The 17,925-nt window shown below is 57.5% G+C and carries 18 protein-coding genes and 1 tRNA gene; 8 read left to right on the forward strand and 11 right to left on the reverse strand.

Going from position 1 to position 17,925, the window contains the following annotated elements; genetic code table 11:
• Positions 1-177: 177 nt before the first annotated feature.
• The 4 genes from PZ897_RS07300 to PZ897_RS07315 all read right to left on the reverse strand — a co-directional run bounded on the left by PZ897_RS07300 (position 178) and on the right by PZ897_RS07315 (position 5,026).
• A complete protein-coding gene (locus PZ897_RS07300) occupies positions 178-1,614 on the reverse strand; it encodes a metallophosphoesterase (protein ID WP_275751253.1) in 1,437 nt (478 codons plus the stop codon).
• Positions 1,596-2,534 carry a hypothetical protein gene (locus PZ897_RS07305; protein WP_275751254.1) on the reverse strand — a complete coding sequence of 313 codons (939 nt, stop codon included), beginning with the start codon at positions 2,532-2,534 and terminating at the stop codon, positions 1,596-1,598. Before PZ897_RS07305 ends, PZ897_RS07300 begins: the two co-directional genes overlap by 19 nt.
• Before the next feature lie 352 nt (positions 2,535-2,886).
• The gene (gene rpoH, locus PZ897_RS07310; RefSeq protein WP_275751256.1) at positions 2,887-3,792 is read right to left on the reverse strand and encodes an RNA polymerase sigma factor RpoH; all 906 of its coding nucleotides are present in this window, start codon (positions 3,790-3,792) and stop codon (positions 2,887-2,889) included.
• 166 nt (positions 3,793-3,958) lie between these two features.
• Complete coding sequence (locus PZ897_RS07315) at positions 3,959-5,026, reverse strand: RluA family pseudouridine synthase (protein ID WP_275751258.1); 1,068 nt, start codon at positions 5,024-5,026, stop codon at positions 3,959-3,961.
• Between the two features lie 29 nt (positions 5,027-5,055).
• Here PZ897_RS07315 and PZ897_RS07320 point away from each other — a divergent pair, with 29 nt between their 5' ends.
• Complete coding sequence (locus PZ897_RS07320; protein ID WP_275751260.1) at positions 5,056-5,451, forward strand: hypothetical protein; 396 nt, start codon at positions 5,056-5,058, stop codon at positions 5,449-5,451.
• 77 nt (positions 5,452-5,528) lie between these two features.
• Positions 5,529-6,299, forward strand: coding sequence for an RNA methyltransferase (locus PZ897_RS07325; RefSeq protein WP_275751325.1), 771 nt, complete (start codon positions 5,529-5,531; stop codon positions 6,297-6,299).
• Between the two features lie 69 nt (positions 6,300-6,368).
• Here PZ897_RS07325 and PZ897_RS07330 read toward each other — a convergent pair whose 3' ends face one another.
• Together PZ897_RS07330 and PZ897_RS07335 are read right to left on the reverse strand one after the other, a co-directional pair.
• Entirely contained in the window at positions 6,369-7,718 is a 1,350-nt protein-coding gene (locus PZ897_RS07330) for a hypothetical protein (protein ID WP_275751262.1), read from the reverse strand.
• 189 nt (positions 7,719-7,907) lie between these two features.
• Complete coding sequence (locus tag PZ897_RS07335; RefSeq protein ID WP_275751264.1) at positions 7,908-8,495, reverse strand: EipA family protein; 588 nt, start codon at positions 8,493-8,495, stop codon at positions 7,908-7,910.
• A 236-nt stretch (positions 8,496-8,731) separates the two neighbouring features.
• Between PZ897_RS07335 and PZ897_RS07340 the strand changes: the two genes are divergently transcribed.
• The gene (locus tag PZ897_RS07340; RefSeq protein WP_275751266.1) at positions 8,732-9,379 is read left to right on the forward strand and encodes a histidine phosphotransferase family protein; all 648 of its coding nucleotides are present in this window, start codon (positions 8,732-8,734) and stop codon (positions 9,377-9,379) included.
• A gap of 136 nt (positions 9,380-9,515) precedes the next feature.
• A complete protein-coding gene (locus PZ897_RS07345) occupies positions 9,516-9,878 on the forward strand; it encodes a response regulator (protein ID WP_275751267.1) in 363 nt (120 codons plus the stop codon).
• A 130-nt stretch (positions 9,879-10,008) separates the two neighbouring features.
• Here the strand turns inward: PZ897_RS07345 and ctrA are convergent, their stop codons facing one another.
• Entirely contained in the window at positions 10,009-10,710 is a 702-nt protein-coding gene (ctrA, locus tag PZ897_RS07350) for a cell cycle two-component system response regulator CtrA (RefSeq protein WP_275751268.1), read from the reverse strand.
• Positions 10,711-11,146: 436 nt separating this feature from the next.
• Between ctrA and PZ897_RS07355 the strand changes: the two genes are divergently transcribed.
• A complete protein-coding gene (locus tag PZ897_RS07355) occupies positions 11,147-11,503 on the forward strand; it encodes a flagellar export protein FliJ (RefSeq protein ID WP_275751270.1) in 357 nt (118 codons plus the stop codon).
• 157 nt (positions 11,504-11,660) lie between these two features.
• On the opposite strand, the gene PZ897_RS07360 is transcribed toward PZ897_RS07355, so the two are convergent.
• Positions 11,661-11,939: a GNAT family N-acetyltransferase gene (locus PZ897_RS07360; protein WP_275751271.1), complete on the reverse strand. Its 279-nt coding sequence runs from the start codon at positions 11,937-11,939 to the stop codon at positions 11,661-11,663.
• Positions 11,940-12,117: 178 nt separating this feature from the next.
• Here PZ897_RS07360 and PZ897_RS07365 point away from each other — a divergent pair, with 178 nt between their 5' ends.
• Positions 12,118-12,576 (forward strand): paraquat-inducible protein A, encoded by a 459-nt coding sequence (locus PZ897_RS07365; protein WP_275751272.1) that lies wholly within the window; start codon positions 12,118-12,120, stop codon positions 12,574-12,576.
• 179 nt (positions 12,577-12,755) lie between these two features.
• On the opposite strand, the gene PZ897_RS07370 is transcribed toward PZ897_RS07365, so the two are convergent.
• On the reverse strand, positions 12,756-13,031 hold the full coding sequence (locus PZ897_RS07370) for a DUF1153 domain-containing protein (protein ID WP_275751274.1): 276 nt from the start codon (positions 13,029-13,031) through the stop codon (positions 12,756-12,758).
• 248 nt (positions 13,032-13,279) lie between these two features.
• Between PZ897_RS07370 and mnmA the strand changes: the two genes are divergently transcribed.
• On the forward strand, positions 13,280-14,470 hold the full coding sequence (mnmA, locus tag PZ897_RS07375; protein WP_275751276.1) for a tRNA 2-thiouridine(34) synthase MnmA: 1,191 nt from the start codon (positions 13,280-13,282) through the stop codon (positions 14,468-14,470).
• A gap of 140 nt (positions 14,471-14,610) precedes the next feature.
• Here mnmA and PZ897_RS07380 read toward each other — a convergent pair whose 3' ends face one another.
• Complete coding sequence (locus tag PZ897_RS07380; protein WP_275751278.1) at positions 14,611-15,576, reverse strand: Gfo/Idh/MocA family oxidoreductase; 966 nt, start codon at positions 15,574-15,576, stop codon at positions 14,611-14,613.
• A 440-nt stretch (positions 15,577-16,016) separates the two neighbouring features.
• Here PZ897_RS07380 and PZ897_RS07385 point away from each other — a divergent pair.
• Positions 16,017-16,093 (forward strand) — tRNA-Met (locus tag PZ897_RS07385).
• Positions 16,094-16,306: 213 nt separating this feature from the next.
• On the opposite strand, the gene PZ897_RS07390 is transcribed toward PZ897_RS07385, so the two are convergent.
• On the reverse strand, positions 16,307-17,389 hold the full coding sequence (locus PZ897_RS07390; RefSeq protein WP_275751280.1) for a hypothetical protein: 1,083 nt from the start codon (positions 17,387-17,389) through the stop codon (positions 16,307-16,309).
• Positions 17,390-17,925 lie beyond the last annotated feature (536 nt).

Consider the following 17,925-nt stretch of genomic DNA (forward strand, 5'->3'; position numbering starts at 1 on the left):
GGTTTGGGCAAGACTGGGGGAGGCCAGTGTTGGGAGGCGAAGTGCGGGCAGGGCTCGCCCGAATCGGAACTTTGGGGACGGAGCCGAATAGAGCGAAGCTGGACGGGCACCAGAACTAGGCATGGAAAGCAGAATTACTGCGAAATGACCGATGACAAAAACCCAAACATTTTCAACCTAAGAGACAGTGCCATCGTATAGGCTGTTGCCTTGCTTTTTATCGGATCGGAGTTCACGCATTTTTAGATTTATTCTTTCTTCAGTAAAAGTTAGAATACAATATGTATTTCGTTCCTCACCCGGTCGCCGCTTCGAAGAAACTCCCGAGCTACCATTTGATATTACTGTAATTGCGGGCGTCTCTTCACCGCCCATAAGCGGCAGGCTTTGATAGCGCGAAAGATGTGGCATGTGTTGATGACCATGGATAGCGATATGAACGCCAGCCTTTTGAGCGGTTTCCAAGATTTTCGAAGCGTCTAAAGAAAGTGTCACTCCCTTACTGTTAGGTGTCTCAACGTGGTTGACGGGGAGCAAGTGATGATGGACGGCCAACATGCGATAGGTTTTCAAGTCGCCATCGTTCTTCGAAAGCTGTTCAATAACCGAACATCCATTTGGCCCTACGTACCCATACTCGGTCCATTTGGTAGCCAAAATTCGGCATGAATTCAGAATTGCGATGCGCAAATCAGCCCGCTTCAATCGGATGACCTCGATTCTATCCAGCGGGGCTTTTACATCTCGATCTAGTAGTTCATTTAGGAATATTCGAAAATCTCTCTCGTGCTTGAAGGTCACTTGTTTTTCGACGGCGATCTTGGCGGGGTCGATAGTCTCTGCCTCTCCGTACCTCACGACGTCGTGATTGCCTGGAAGAGCAAGCAATGAATTCTTCTCAACTCCCAATACCTCTCCCAGGGCTGTCATTTCGGCAACAATGTTCTTCATAACTGCATCACTCCAATCCCCGTTTGAGGTGAAGTCGCCCGTTATCAATATTGCTCCTATGTCGCTGTCCAGGCCCAATCTCTTAAGGTCCTCAAATACACACTCAGTCAGGGTGTACTTCTCTTCCCCTAGCCGTTGATCTTCACCTTGGGTCAAAAATTCGTAATCTTCGCCAAAATGAAGATCGGACAGAACAAGTACACTAGAATTATTTGATCTTTTAGTTGATTCAAGTTTGTCAATATGATCTGATTTAACAGCATGCGAATTAAGTATAGCTATTGTGCCGTCGCCAAACAAATTCCCTATGTCATTATTATATTCGCATTCTTCAATTGAAGATAGGCGGAACCATCCAAATACGCTTGCAGCTGAATGCTTGTAGTAATCAGGTATCAAGTGTAAACTAGGTATATTATTTGATGGTATTATTCTTTCTGAGGAAGCTGCTAGAAACATTCGTGAGGTGGAGCGATCAACAATAAATATATCAATTTGGTTCGGGAGTTCATCTAGGTACATAAGGAAAGGATCTTCAAAATCTTTCTTCCACCATCCCCACCAAGCTGTCCCTTGGCTATCAATAATTTTTTGATGCGCTGAGATCGTGTCGATACCAGCAGTCGTGTCTCGAAAACGTATTGCTATTGCCGGTGTTCCCATTCGAAAACCCTCCTAAATGGCGGACGTGGAATTTTCCATTCGGCTATTGCTGGGACTGCGGACAACGCCGCTTCAAATGTGTTATGGTCTTTCGCCAAAGCTGCCTGTCTCAAAGCTTCTGCGATGCTTTTTGTGCCTCCCGCAACAGCGACTTCATTTCGTGAGCTCCAAACATCAATAGAATCGCGTCCTGGAGCACGACGGCTTACATATGGCCATTGCCAGCTTTCGATACCGGAAACTGGTTTGATCATCGGATCAGAAAAATCGTTGGGGCGAACTCGTAAAGCTAGCTGGTAGTCATTAAACACAAATCGAAGCCATTTTTTCTTTTTGCCATTTAGCGGCGGTACCTCCGGGAGAAATCGAACACGTATCTTCAGTAGGCGTCCTAATCTTGGACTGGTCGAAAGGCCTTGCTCGAAGCTGGAATTGTAAGCTTCCGCCTCAAATAGCGGCAGCTCATAGCGTGGTTTGAAATTAGCGATTGAGACCGTCGACCAGCTTTCTAACCATTCGAAAATGTTCGCAAATTCTCGTTCGCCCGTAGGGCGTGTATCAGGCGGCCACACCGATGCAAAAATCAGCCCGTTTAAACCGACACAATTTGCTGCCCATGACATCCACGTCAATGCATGCTCAGGATACCAAGGAGGATCGACAATGGCCGTTTTGTACCCAGATATTCTCGGGGCGTCCGAGTCTATCTGGATTTGCGAGTGATTATCCACAAAATGAATAGGTTGACGGTCTACCAGAGCCACATCTCGACCCAGCTGATGGAAGCGCCTAGCAACGGAGGGAGTCCCCACTGCCAAAATACCTTCTTCTTTATCAACCATCTCAACAAATTTCTCGATAGTGTGGGGAGTGAAGCGCCAGTCAAAATCCAGTGGATGGGGTTCCGGAAGTGAGTTCACTAGTTATCCTTCTGTCGATTTGGACGTCGGTTAGTTTCAAACGAAACCGCTCGTTTACTTAGACACCTGCGGCTCTAATTAACAGTCTCGTGCTTCAAATGGTGCGCAGGCATTTTGAATGCCACACACTCACGCGTCCAGTTGCCACTCAGCATTTTGGTAGGCTAAGCGGTGTGATTTTCACCCAAAAACGCCGTCGTAGAAATCGCACTAGACTCCATTTTTATGCTTAGTGAGAACACGTCAGCACAGAAATACGAACGACTGCTTCCCGCCTGAAGTCGGCCCTGACACAAAAACCCCGAAAGCAGGGTGCTTGCGGGGTCTGTGTTGATCGTCAGTGCGCCGTGTCTCAGTCGTCGTCGACCGTCACCAGCGCCTTGTCGCGCGCGGCGGCGGCCTTCTGGACCGCCTCCTGGACCTTTTCGAAAGCCCGGACCTCGATCTGACGCACCCGCTCGCGGCTGATGTCAAACTCGGTCGACAGATCTTCCAGCGTGATCGGCGCATCGCGCAGGCGGCGGGCTTCAAAGATGCGCTTTTCACGCTCGTTGAGCACGCCAATCGCGCTTTGCAGCATGGCGCGCCGCGTTTCAAGCTGGTCCTGCTCGACCAGCATGTCTTCCTGGCTTTCCGACTCGTCGACCAGCCAATCCTGCCACTGGCCGGATTCACCTTCGCTGGCCCTGATCGGCGCGTTCAGCGACGCATCGCCGGCAAGCCGGCGGTTCATCGAAATCACTTCGTCTTCGGAGACGTTGAGCTTGGTGGCGATTTCGGCCACCTGGTCGGGTCTCAGATCGCCATCCTCGACCGCCTGAATGCGGCTTTTCATCTTGCGCAGGTTGAAAAACAGCCGCTTCTGGTTGGCCGTCGTCCCCATCTTGACGAGACTCCAGGAGCGCAAGACATATTCCTGGATCGAAGCCCTGATCCACCACATGGCATAGGTGGCGAGACGGAATCCGCGCTCGGGATCGAATTTCTTGACGGCCTGCATGAGGCCGACATTGCCTTCCGAGATCACCTCGCCGATCGGCAGGCCGTAGCCGCGATAGCCCATGGCGATCTTGGCGACCAGACGCAGATGGCTGGTGACCAGCTTGTGCGCGGCCTTGGTGTCCTCGTGCTCGAGAAACCGCTTGGCCAGCATGTATTCTTCTTGCGGTTCCAGCATCGGGAACTTGCGAATTTCCGCCATGTAACGATTCAAACCGTTTTCACCAGCGGAGACGGTCGGAAAACTTCCTTGGGCCATGATAGCACCCCCCTTATTTCGTTTACGGCTTCCTATCGGCAAGCCAGCAAGCCCGGACCGAATTTCGCATCCGAGCGTGACTGTACTATAAAGCATCTAATTGTGGCGAAAGCCGGGATCAAGGTGCGACGTTTTCACACTCGCGTGAAGCGGTGCCGGACAGGTTTCAGAGGCTGGCCAGCGCCCGGCGCAAATGCTCCATGTCGTCGGGCAGCGGTGCCGTAAACCGCAGTGTCTCGCCGCTTGCGGGGTGCTCGAACACCAGCAAAAAGGCATGCAGCGCCTGGCGCGGAAACGCCGTGACGATGTCCCGGACTTGCTCGGGCAGGCGGTTGGCCTTGGTTCTGAAGCCGCCGCCATACTCTGCATCGCCGATCAGCGGATGGCCGATATGGGCCATGTGCACCCTGATCTGGTGGGTACGGCCGGTTTCAAGCCGGCATTCCACCAGGCTGGCAGCGGCGGTGCTGTCGGGTTTCTCGTCATAGCGTTCACAGACGAGATAGTGGGTCACGGCATGGCGGACATCATCACCATTGTCCTCGCGCACGGCCCGGCGGATGCGGTCGCGGGCGCGGCCAAGGCTGGCGTTGATGGTGCCCCTGAGCCCCTGCGGCTTGCCCCAGACAATGGCCTGATAGGCCCGCTCCAGCGGGCCGGTAAGGCCGTGGTCGGCGAACTGTTCGGCCAAATGTCGGTGGGCGAGATCGTTCTTGGCCACCACCATCACCCCGGTGGTGTCGCGATCAAGACGGTGGACGATGCCGGGTCTGCGCACGCCGCCAATGCCTGACAGGCTGTCACCGCAATGATGGATCAGCGCATTGACCAGCGTGCCGGTCCAGTTGCCGGCGCCGGGATGGACAACCAGGCCTGCCTGCTTGTTGATGACGATGAGATCGGAATCCTCGTAGAGGATGTCGAGCGGGATATCCTCGCCGGCCGGCTCGGCGTCCTCGGGCTCGGGCAGGGTAAGCTCAACCGTGTCGCCGGGACTGATCTTGTGCCTGGCCTGCCTGGCAGCCATGCCATTGACGGTGACGGCGCCCGCTTCGATCAGCGCCTTGATGCGGCTGCGCGACAGATCCGGCTCCAGTTCCGCCGCCAGCCAGGCGTCGAGCCGGCCCGATGCACCTTCGCCAACGACAAGGCTTTGCCGGCCGGAGCCATCATCAACAGCGCCCTGGGCTTCCCTATTGGGCTTGGCTTCGGTAAACGGTGTCGCGTTCTTCACTATCAGGGTCCGCCCGGCAAGGAATTGAAATGTCGAAAATCAACGAGAGCGATCTCGACGAAAAGCCGCTTGATCCGGAGATGGAAAAAGTCCGGCGCAAGATGGTCCGGTTGCTGGCCGTGTCGATCGGCATCATGTTCATCGGTCTTATGACCGTGCTGGGCGCGCTTGTCTATAAATTCACGCGCAGTGACGCCAGCGCGACAGCGATTGCGTCGGCTTCCGGTCCGTCGGCGACGGTGCCGTCGGATGCGCCGGTCGAGGGCGTGGCGTCGCTTCCCGAAGGATTTGCGATCGAAAGCGTCTCGCTTGACGGGCCGCGTATCGGATTCTTCGGCCGTGCTGCGGATGGATCAAGACGGCTGATCATCCACGACATTTCGGTCGGCCGGATTGTCAGCGACATCGTTGTGATCAATCGGTGACCACCGGCTGGAGCGGGCGCCAGCGTCTCATCAGGGTTCAGGATCCGGCGGATCCGCGGATTGCCGAATTTACAGCGATGCGCGACAAGGATCTCGCAGGCCGTGGTGACCGGTTCATTGCCGAGGGACGGGTTGTGCTGCAGGCTCTGCTGGATGCCGAAGCCGGGTCGAGGCAATTTGTCATCGAAAAGGCGCTGATTCTTGAAAACCGGATTGACGGCCTGGGTGCGCTTCTGGACCGCATTGATCCTGCCTGTCCGGTCTACGTTGCCGGGCGCGATGTGCTCGACGCTGCCGTCGGCTTTGCCATGCATCGCGGCATACTTGCTGTCGGGCGACATGTGCCTGCGGTGTCGTTTGCCAGCTTCCTGTCAAACCTGCCCGATCAGGCCTTGCTGGTTGCCGCTTGCGGAATTTCCAACCATGACAATATTGGCGGAATTTTCCGCAATGCCGGCGTCTTTGGCGCAGATGGCATCGTGCTGGACGCCTCCTGCTGTGATCCCCTCTACCGCAAGGCTATCCGGGTTTCGGTCGGCGCAGCGCTGCGGGTTCCGTTCTGCCGGGCCGGTTCGATCGGCGAGCTTGTGGGCGATTTGTCGGAGCAGGGTTTCGAGGTTGCCGGATTGTCGCCGCATGGGGCCGAGCCTCTGAGCACTTATCAGCCGGGCCGGAGGCTGGCCCTGCTGACCGGGACCGAAGGCGAGGGGCTTCCCGCTGCACTGCTCGATCAGATCAGGACCTTGCGGATCGAACAGGCGCCGGGGATGGACAGTCTGAATGTCGCCACCGCCAGCGGCATCGCGCTCTGGCACGCGGCGACCAGAATGGGGCGAACCGGGGGATAGAGCACGCTCGGCGCCGGGTTTCGAAATCCCGGCGCGGCACCCGTCGCACGATGGGAAAACTGTGGTGTCTCAAGTGCTGTTGGCAAGCAATTCACGCGCCCGCATCGCCAGACTTGGCTCGGCCGATCCCGGTTGCGGGCCGTCTTCGCTGCCTTGCAGGATCTTGTAGACCGGAGAGTTGGCACCGTCCCTGCTGGCGGTTAGCTCCACCATCAAGGCGGCAACGCTTGCCAATTCGCGGCGCAATGCCGGATCGTTGGAACTCTTGTCGGCCTTGAGCAGCCGCTCGATAAGCGCAGCCTGCCGGGCGCGCAGGCGGTCGATTTTCTCGTCCTCGCTCAGATCTTCGTTTCCTGTTCTTTCAGACCGCGCCACAGCAGTGTCTCTGGACGCTTGTGGTGTTGCTCTTGGCGCGGGCGCCTGCCGTGGTGCCGGGCTGGAAGCCTGCGGAACTGCCGGGCTGGAATCCTGCGGCTCAGTCTCGGGGGCGGCCTTGGCTTCGATCTCTGTCGGGGCTGCGGGGTCGACGGTCAGCGGCAACTCGGGTTTGGGGGGAACCGGGGCCGCCGTGCCATTGCTGGCGCCGGCCGGTGTTTTCGCCCGGGAACCGGTTTCGCTGAGGGCCTTCCTAGCGGATCTGAGTTCATCGGAGAGCTCGCGGTTCTTGGTCTTGAACCGATCGACCTCGGCAATTCGCCGGTCAAGCGCATTTTCGCGATCGGTGAGCGCGGTAATTGTCTTGGCAAGCATTTCTTCGCTATGCGTGAGCCGGTCATGGGCGGTGTCCAGGCGGATTTCCAGATCCTTATTGACAGTTTCAAGGTCCTTGAGAGCGTCACGCAACATGTTGCGCTCGGTGCGCAGTTCGCGGATTTGGGATTTGAAATTCTCTGCTTCGGTGTCCAGTGTGACGACATCAATGCGAAGCTCTTCGATCTCGGCGCCGATCCGGTTAATTCGATCATCGCGCATGGCGATTTCGTGTTCGCGGGCTTGGGCAAGGTGGGTCGCGTCGGCAAATTTTCCGGTCAGTGTGGTGATTTCGGCGTCGCGTGCGGTGACCGTTGCACGCAGATCCCGAATGTCAGCATCACGCTCTTCGACCAGCCTTTCGGCCTCGATCTTTTCAGCCCGGATGGCCACCAGTTCGTTACTGAGCCGCGTTCCGTGAGCCATGCTGGCGGCAAGTTGATCCCGGTTTTGTCTCAGATCGACAGACAGGCGGGCGTTTTTCGCTGCAAAGGCGGCTCGGTCCATGTCTTTTTCAGCCCGGATCTCGGCTGTAGACAAGGGCACGCTGGCTCGGATCCTGCGTTCAGTCAAACTCACCACGCGCTGATGAATAATCGGCGCCAAGATCAACGCCACCAGGGCGGCGGCGAGAAAACCCAGCGCAAATAACAGGACGAACTCGATCACTATGTATCCACATTTTTACTTGCCGGGCTCAAGACTTGCCCAGCCAAAACTTGCGAGAGCATTAAGCATGGTCAAGCGATGGCGGCAAGAGCGGAGTGTGACCGGCTGGGAGCAAAACCAGGGCGTTCGGACCACACCGAGAATGCGGCCGAGCCCGATAGCCTTATTTTGCGGCTTGGCAGAATGACATCAGAACGGGTTCCATGTCGGTGTCTGCGTCATCTTCAGGTAGCCGATATTGACCCCCAGGCGGGCGCCAACGCCGGTGCGGATGGGGATCACCAATACATCCTGACGCTTGAGCACGGTCATGCCCAGACCGGCCACCACATAGGCCGAACCGGAAACGCCGCCAAAGCGGCCATAAACGCCATCCACGCTGGGCAGATTGTACACCAGCATCATGGTTCTGTTGCCATTGCCGCCATAATCCCAGCCCAGTGACGGGCCCTGCCAGAACACATCATGCTGGCCGGCATTTTTCGTGTACAGCTCGCCTTCACCATAGGTCAGGCCTCCGATAAAGGCGCCCGAGGCTTCCTGACCGAGAATATAGCCATTGGGCAGCCCGTAAGACTGGAAGGCCTTCTCCACCAGTTTTGCCAGACCACCCGAGGTTGAGCCGAAAAAGCCGTGACCGGCGTCGACAATCTCCTGGGTGCTGTATTCCGACGAACCTGCCGCCTGGGCGCCAGCGCCAGAAGATGTTCCGGCCACAAACAGCAGGGTCAGAAAGAATGAGAACAGTGCACGGATGCAAAAGCGGGACGCGATCATGGGGTCCACTCCATTGATGAGTCTTTCAAGATTCCAGAAAACAGTTATCACATTGTGGCGCGCCGATCTTAATAAGCAGTTTACCAAATGTGGTGTCTTTAGGGCGGAAGTGATTTTGTAACGTTGGGGTAAAGCCACGGCGCTGGCGTGGTACTACAAAACTTGCGATGGAAATCGCCGAATGCAATTTTGCCCCCGAGCCGATTCGAAGCGCAGGGCGCAAAGAGGAGATATTGATGCCGAAGAACCACAATTTGACCCTGGCGGGCCCGGATCTGGCCGCGCTTTTGTGCAGCCGGGTGTGCCATGACATCATTTCGCCGGTGGGGGCGATCAACAACGGGCTGGAACTGCTTGATGAGGGCGGTGCTGATGCCGATGCGATGGACCTCATCCGGACCAGTGCTCTGAATGCCTCTGTCCGGCTCAAATTTGCGCGCCTAGCTTTCGGCGCGTCGGGTTCGGTCGGCGCTTCAATCGATACCGGCGAAGCTGAAAAAGCGGTTCTCGATTTTGTCTCAGCAGACAAGAAAACCGTCGTGACATGGAACGGGCCGCGCGCCATCATTCCGAAGAACCAGGTCAAGCTTCTCCTCAACCTGTTTCTTGTCGCCTATGGCGCTATCCCCCGCGGCGGAGAGATCGATGTGACGATCGAAACACCCGAAACCAATCCGCGGTTCCGTCTGGTCTGCAAGGGCCGGATGGTGAGGGTGCCTCCGAAGTTCCTCGAGATTCATTCCGGCAATGCCGATGAGGCGATCGATGCGCATTCGATTCAGCCCTATTATACAGTGCTTCTGGCCGAAGAGGCGGGGCTCGCCTTGTCCTGCACAGCCAATGCCGAAGAAGTGGTGTTCGCCGCGCAACCTGTTGCGGCGTGATAGCCAGGCATCACGCGGCAACGCTCCGTTAAGCCTGTCTGCTTACGAAATCTTCGCTCCCTTGGACTAGTCTTCATCTCAATGGCAGCGGGTCCACACCTTGGAGCCGCTGCGACGAAGCCGAAGGAGAGCCGCCATGCGTCGCTTGATGATTGCCGATGATTCCGCCGTGATTTGCAAGGTTGCCAAACGCATCCTGACCGGGCTGGATTATCTTGTTATCGAGGCTTCAAATGCCGGAGAAGCGTTGATCATGTGCGATGCGCAGCTTCCCGATGTTTTGTGTGTCGATGCGGGAATGACCGGGGCGCTGGACCTGATCTCTTCCGTTCGACAGATGGACGGCGGCAAAGATGTCCGCATTCATTATCTGATGATCGAAAAGGAATTCAAGCAGATGATGGCGGGCAAGCGCGCCGGGGCTGACGAATTCCTGCTCAAGCCGTTTGACCGGCGCAGCCTGACCGAGGCCTTCGCACCCTATGCCGTTGCCGCGTGATCAGGAAAACGGCAATTGGTTGTCGGCCCCTGGTCGATGGGCGTCGGCTTCTGGTCAAAGGGGCGCTGATGACAGGAAAAACCCGCCGGTGCGGCGGGTTCCTCAAGCTCACTCTTGCGAGGGAATGGAATCAGGCGCTTTCGCGGACTTCGGTTTCTTCCGGTTCGCGCAACACATAGCCACGACCCCAGACGGTCTCGATGTAATTCTTTCCGCCTGCCGAGGTGGCAAGCTTCTTGCGCAACTTGCAGATAAAGACGTCGATGATCTTCAGTTCCGGCTCGTCCATCCCGCCGTAGAGATGATTGAGGAACATTTCCTTGGTAAGGGTGGTGCCTTTGCGAAGCGAAAGCAGCTCCAGCATCTGGTATTCCTTACCGGTGAGATGAACCCGCTGAGATCCGACTTCGACGGTTTTCGCATCGAGATTGACGACCAGGTCACCGGTGGTGATGACCGATTGGGCATGGCCCTTGGAGCGCCGCACAATTGCGTGAATCCGTGCAACCAGTTCGTCCTTGTGGAACGGCTTGGTCATATAATCATCGGCGCCGAAGCCGAGTCCGCGCACCTTGTCTTCGATGCCGGCCATGCCGGACAAGATCAGGATGGGCGTCTTGACTTTGGACAGTCTCAGTGTCCGCAGCACCTCGTATCCGGACATGTCCGGCAAATTGAGGTCCAGCAGAATGATGTCATAGTCGTAAAGCTTGCCGAGATCGACACCCTCTTCGCCCAGATCAGTGGTGTACACATTGAAGCTCTCCGACTTCAGCATCAGTTCGATGCTCTGAGCCGTAGCGCTATCATCCTCGATCAGTAGAACCCGCATTTTAATCCCCTTTTCCGCCGCCGCAAGGTTTTAAGATCCACTTACGCGATACGGATCCAGTCGTTGCCTGATTTGGAGGCTGCCATGGAATGATTAACAAATCCTGATCAGGTTAGGCAACCCAATCCGAATGTTAATTATCACTGGCATACTCCTGATTTTATTTCCTAAAAAACTCTTGGCTTTCTTGAAGTGAAACTTCAGGAAACGCGTCCAAGTGATTCAAAGGACTCCGGAATGGCAGGCAGAAAAATCATTTTTTCCGTTTACCCTGCCTTAAACCATGAGCGGTATTATTAATGAGGCCCGTAAACGAATGGTTACCATGGCGCGTGAAAAGTTAACGCCACGGTCATTATTTGCAAATCGGGCAGGGCGAGTTTGCCAAAGTAACGAGTTTCAGTAGCCGGGATCTCGCATCACGGGAGTATTGCGTATGAAGTCGCGTGAGAGCCATGTTCGCCTGAAGCAATTTCAGGTTAACGAAAAAACCCGTCAGCTTGGCCAGATCCAGCTGATGATGGCGGAAATGGAAAAAATGGCCGCGGAGCTGGAGTACCAGATCGCTGCCGAGGAAAAGAAGGCAGGTAACACCGATCCTTCCCATTTCGCCTACCCAACCTTCGCCAAGGCGGCACGCCAGCGGGCCGACAATCTGCAAACCTCGATTCGCGAATTGAAGGTGCAGCTGGACGCGGCTGAACTGGCGCTCGAAGAAGCGCAGGCCGAGTTCGACAAGGCAACAGCGCTGGAAGTGCGCGATGCCGGGCATCGGTCAAACCGCGCAGGCTGAGCAAAATCAGACTGCAAGGCATGAATACTGGTCCTCAGGCCAGAGGCGTGGATGGTTGTCCGCGCCTTTGGTGTCTGGGGCAGCATCACAGGCTGCGCTCTGTGACAGTCATGAAGACAATGGTTGTTCGCATCGAAACCAAAGCGGCCTTGCCGGTTCAGGTGACCACATCACGCCAATCAGGATTGCGTTGCGCTTGCGCCTTGAAAAAAGGACAAAGCGGAATGATCTTCCAGCCGCCGATGCGGGCGGCTTCGACGGCGTGGCTTGCCAGCGCCTGACCGACACCCTTGCCACGCAGGCTGTCGGGAACACCGGTATGATCAATGATGACGAGGTGCGGAGACGCGCGTGAAAAGGTCATTTCGGCCTCAGCGCTCTCAAGCCGGGCAAGGTAGCGACCGCCGGTCGGGCCGTTTTCGTCGATAATCTGCATGATGCCTCCGGTTTGCCAAGCCTGGCCGCTCTCGGATATGGAAAGGAGTGGCGCTGGGTGATGTCAGCCTATATCGGTTTGCAGCGGACACATATCGGAAGATTGCTCAATTGTTGATGAATTTGGCGATGCCCATCCAGGATTGGTTCTCTCACGCATGGCGCGGGGAGCTTAAGGGATGCGTCTGATTCTGGCACTGGCATTGGTGGTGGCGCCGCTGTTTTTCGGGCTGGGCATCGTCTTGCCGCTGATTCGGTTTGAGACGCTGTATTTTTTCGACCAGTCACCATCACTCCTGGGCGTGATTGCGGCGCTTTGGACCGGCGATGATCCCGTCCTGGCGGTGGTAGTTGGGCTCGTGTCCGTTGTTTTTCCGGCAATCAAGATGGCTGCTATCGCGGCGGAAGCGGTTGGGGTCGAGCGGAGATCCGGACTGGCGGCGCGTCTGCTGCCGCAGCTGAGCCGATGGTCGCTGATGGATGTGGTTTTGGTGGCGCTGGTTATTGTCGCCGCGAAGACCGGGGGAATAGCCCAGGCGTTCTCACAACCGGGCCTCTGGTTCTATGCCGGCTCGGCGCTCACCGCTGCGGTCGCCCACGGGCTTGCCGGCCGATCACCGCACCAGCCGGACTCGTAGTCTTGCGGCCACTTCAGTGACGCCGGCGGCCCGGAGACCTCACGCGATCCGGCGTTGTCCCGGCCCGGCACACGCCTGCACCAGGCGCGGCCGGGCCGGGCCTGCAAGACCGCGCTGAGCGCACTTCCGATTGTATGATTTGATCTGCCCGCAGAGCTGCGGGACTTAGGGCGGCAGGGTCAATGCCGGTACTGCTGAATGCGCGTGGTGCGCAAGCCGGCAAGGCCGTGATCGCTGATCGATGACTGCCAGGAGAGAAACTCCTCGACAGTCAGCGTGTAGCGGTCACAGGCTTCCTCAAGGCTGAGCAGGCCGCCACGAACCGCAGCCACCACTTCAGCTTTTCGCCTGATCACCCATCGCCTTGTATTGGCGGGGGGCAGATCGGCAATCGTCAACGGGCTCCCGTCAGGGCCGATCACATATTTGACACGGGGTCGTACCATATCGGTCATTGGACTCTCTTACATACTCAAGACCTATGAGCCGACATTACAGGTGCGGGTTTAAAAATTGGCTAAGGCAGCGGCAAGGATTTGGTAAGATTTTGGCACACCGGGCGAAAAGCTTGCCGCCAACGCACCGCAACTCTCGCTGCATCTTGTTGCGCAGCGTTGCGCACCCTATAATGGGATGGTCCGCAATGGATTATTTGCAACCGCTTGATCAGTGCCTTGAACGCTGTTGAATGCCGGGGAAGACCGTGAACAGTCTCGATTTTGATAAGGCCCCGCGCGACACGCGGGTGGTTGTCGCCATGTCAGGCGGCGTTGACAGCTCGGTGGTGGCGGGAATTCTCGCGCGGCAGGGCTATGATGTGCTCGGCGTAACGCTACAACTCTACGACCATGGGGCGGCGGTGCACCGGACCGGCTCCTGTTGCGCCGGTCAGGACATAGACGATGCGCGCCGGGTTTGTGAAACCCTGGGAATTCCGCATTACGTGCTTGATTATGAAAAGCGGTTTCGGGAAGCGGTAATCAATCCGTTTGCCGAGGCCTATGTCGCCGGCGAAACCCCGATTCCATGCGTGGCCTGCAACCAGACCGTCAAATTCGCCGATCTTCTGGCCACCGCCCGCGATCTGGGCGCTGATGCTCTGGCGACCGGGCATTACATTCGCTCACGCGCCAATCCTTCGCCGGACAATCCGCGGCGGCGGGCGCTGTTCCGTCCGGTGGATGCGGACCGGGACCAGAGCTATTTTCTGTTTGCCACAACCCAGGAGCAACTGGATTATTTGCGTTTTCCCTTGGGCGAGTTGTCAAAGGCGCGCACGCGGGAGCTTGCGGCAGAGATGGATCTGGTGGTCGCCGAGAAGGCCGACAGCCAGGACATCTGTTTCGTGCCGCAGGGCAAATACGCCAATGTGATTGCCAAGTTGAAACCCAATTCGGCGCTGGCAGGCGACATCGTCCATGTCGACGGCCGGGTGCTGGGCCAGCATGCGGGTATTGTCCACTACACCATCGGCCAGCGTCGCGGCATCGGCGTGGCGACCGGCGAGCCGCTGTATGTGGTGCATCTGGACGCCCGGTCGCGGCGGGTGGTCGTGGGGCCGCGTGAAGTGCTGGAAACACGGCGGCTGGTCCTGCGTGACATGAACTGGCTTGGCGACACGGCGCTTGACGGCCTCGGCGCCGACGGGCTTGCGTGCTTTGCCAAGGTGCGCTCAACCCGGCCGCCGCGGCCTGCCATCTTGCGCCAGGACAAGGGCGTGATTTCGGTGGAACTGGTTGAAGGTGAAGCCGGTGTGGCGCCGGGACAGGCGTGCGTGCTGTATTCGGCACCGGGCGATGAGGCGCGGGTGCTCGGCGGCGGCTTCATTGACCGCTCGGAGCGATCCGCAGCGGCGGAAGCAATGCTGTCGAGGCTGTTGCAGCCGGCAGCCTGAGATCAACCGCCGTTGGCCTTGCGCCGTGGCGGTGGTGTCCGGCGGAGGCGTGCCCGATAGCGTGGCTTAATGAGGACGCACCCGATCCTTGCCTTGATGGGTGGGGTGGACAACGCCGGTCGAGATCGACGCGGCCTGGATCAATCGTGGCGGACACTGCCTTCGGACAGGATCTCGATCACGGCGAGCCCGTCGGACACCGGTGTTCGCGGGGTTGCGCCGGTGCGGATGCAGTCGAGAAAATGGGCGCATTCGCGCGTCAAGGGCAGACCGTCGGCAATGGCTCTGTATTCGGGGTCAACCATCTCCGACTGCCAGCCGTAATCATCCTCCCATAGTTTGTGGTGATAGACCGCAAGCTTCTCGTTCCAGGGCGCCACATCATCGAACACCGCCATCGCCTTTGAGCCGATCACGGTCAGCCTGCGCTCGCGATAGGGGTTGAGCCGGGAGGCGAAGACATGGCTGCGAACGCCGCTGGGGAATTGCAGATGCAGGTGGGCGAAATCCGACAGGCGGTTCAGCATGGCGGAGCCAACGCCGCGGACATTGATCGGCTTTTCGCCGGTGAGCGCCAGAATCAACGACAGGTCATGGGGCGCGATGTCCCACAGCGCGTCATTTTCGGCGTGGAATTTTCCCAGACCGACCCGGTGGGAGTGGATATAGCGCACCGCGCCGAGATCACCGGCGGCGATCATCGCCTCTAGCGCCTCGAAGGCGGGATGAAACCGCAGCACGTGGCCGGTCATGGCAACCAGCCCGGTTGGCTGCACCGTATCGACCACGCGCCGGGCATCGGCAACAGACAAGGCAATGGGTTTTTCGACCAGCAGGTGTTTTCCGGCTTCGACGACATCGATTGCCTGGTTTGCGTGGTATTGCGGCGGCAGCGCCAGAATCACACCGTCGATTTCCGGATCGGCCAGCAGCGCTTCAAACGACATGGCCTTGACGCCATGCATGGCGGCCACCGCGTTGGCCCGCTCCGGATGACGGTCCGAAACCGCGTACAGAGCGCCGAGCTCGGCGAAGGTCCGGGCGTGATTTGATCCCCAGTAGCCGCAGCCGACGACGGCAATCCTGGGGGGGAGGGCACTTTCCATGGCGGCGTTGATCCTGTGCTTTCTTGTCCTGGTCGTTGGCCGACCGGATTAGACCCGATGACCTGGCAAGGCAAGACATTGCCGGCCTTAAGTGGCGCGCGCAGGTGCGGCATGGCGTCTTGCTGTTACGTGTTCGTGGACCCCGCCGCCGCCGGGCCGGGGTCTGGCCAGGCGCCCCGGCCGCCGCGCTGTGCCTGTCAGGCCGGCTTTTCGGGGCCCGGATGCGGCGGTGTGGGCGGTTTTGACCGGATTTGCAGGGCGGCGGCGAGAGAGAAGCATCAGCGGGATGCGCCTCCCGGGGCGGCCCGGCCCCTTGCCTGGGCAGGGATGGCCTTTTTCCGGCGGTCGCAGGGCGCAAGAAAAGCGCGATATGCGCTTGACACCACAGCAAGCCCCACCTTATATCCCGCCCGTCCGGTCGATCACAGTCGACGGCTGGCGGCGGGGTAGCTCAGCTGGTTAGAGCAGCGGAATCATAATCCGCGTGTCGGGGGTTCAAGTCCCTCTCCCGCTACCAAATTTTTCCAAATATTGCAGGTAGTTGGGTCTTGCGCATCGCGGACCAACTGGCGCGTGGAGCGTCCGGGGTGGGGGCAGCGGATTTGAGATTTTGAGGCCTGTTGTTTGAGATGGAATTCCTTTTTCCTTTCGTGTTCCTCGGCCGACATCGCCCCACCAATGATGCCGGGTTCGATCCGCACCGCATTCAGCGATGCCCTGTCAGACGAGATCAGCAGGCAGATGTTGTCCGGATTGGCTCCGGATTTTCTGTCGCAATCTTGCCGCTTTGGAAGTATGGGCTAGCAAAATATCCGGATTTGACGACCCAGGGTCCGGTAATGGCGCCCGCCTCGATCGGCATGGTGTACTCTGAGAGTACACTTGGAAACTGGCCGTACCCCGTCACAGCGCCGACCCACCTGCCATCCTTTTTTGAAACGAAACTCATATCAGCCTTGTTTCGAATGAAATCTGCAAAGGGTGAGTTCGTGTAAGACGCGGTGAGTGGCCTATCAAAATAGACAGTACCTGCGGTGACTTCCGCAACGATATATGGCGAGACCGTCCCGTCATAGACTACGACCACGCGCCCAGTGGCCAACGAGCCCGTAAACTGTGCAAATGAATTGCCCGCCTGCCCTGAGATTGTGCCATGCATGTTGCTATTGGAAAGCAACTCGCCGCCGCGGACAAACATTCCGTCAGGAGCTTGGGCCGATGCAATCACGCTACTGGCGGTGGCAAAATCCGTGCTGTAGCTGTGCAGAAGCAGGTGGGTTGTGTCGCCATCGGTGCAGACGTAAGACACGGACACTCCGCCTGCATCAGCGCTGGTCGCGGAATAGACAGTCCCTGCTCGCGTGAAAGACAGCCCGTCGCTGCTTATTGCTAGGCCGACACTCGTCCCAGGACCCGAAACCCCACGTTCAAGATAATAGATCCGGAACACAGATCCATCATACGTCACGGTAGCAGGTCCGACTCCGTTTGGCTCGGCGGTGCCGCTGATCAAAACCGCTCCGTCATCGACATAGGCTGCGCCGCCGGTTGAGGTCCATCGTCTTATCTCCGACCACTTTCCGGCAGTGAGGACGCTTGCGAAAACATGAACGTGGTTTCCTACACGTATCGCGGAGGGCCAGGCAACATGATTTCGGGTGGCGCCGGAGACAGATCTAGCAGGGTTGCCAACCTTGGTGAATTCGAAAACCCGGTATCGGCCTTCAACCCCGTGTGTGTTTGCCACATACCCGTCAGCAAGGGCCGCCCAACTCCAGAACAGGAGCGCAAGTGTGATGATGATCTTTTTCATTCTCAAGGTTTCCCAATTGCCTCCCTAAGGGCATGAATATCCAGCGAGTTATTTCTGCTATTCACAGAGCAAAGGTTGTGGTGAAATAATGCGGATATTCTGTCGTCAGAGTTAATCTTGTGCATCTGGTCGCGACTGTCGTTTGGGTAAAGGATACCCTGTAATTTCAAATCGATACGATTTTTGAACTGTCAAAAAATTGTGGAATCTGACTCGTTGGGTAAACGATTTTATTTGGTGTTGAAATGAAAAAATGCTACCTAAGGTTAGTGCTAATAAGGTTAAAAAACAATAGTGCAACACTTTTGCCTGATAAATGATTCGCTGCTATCTACGACGTTCTGAGCAGTGGTTATTTTTGCGGTAAGGAATAAGTACTGACGTAGGGTCGCCGTGAAGGCCGAGGTGTATTTTCGTCAGCCCGGCTGTGATGCCGTCGTTATCGATGACCTCCCCACCGATGCGGTCCGTCCGTGCATGAGCCAGCCCCGCGCAGTCGTGCTGCCAACAGCTTCGCGCCCACGGCGTTCTGATCG

The sequence above is a fragment of the Hoeflea sp. YIM 152468 genome (assembly GCF_029210485.1).
In the GTDB taxonomy this organism is placed as follows: Bacteria; Pseudomonadota; Alphaproteobacteria; order Rhizobiales; family Rhizobiaceae; genus Hoeflea.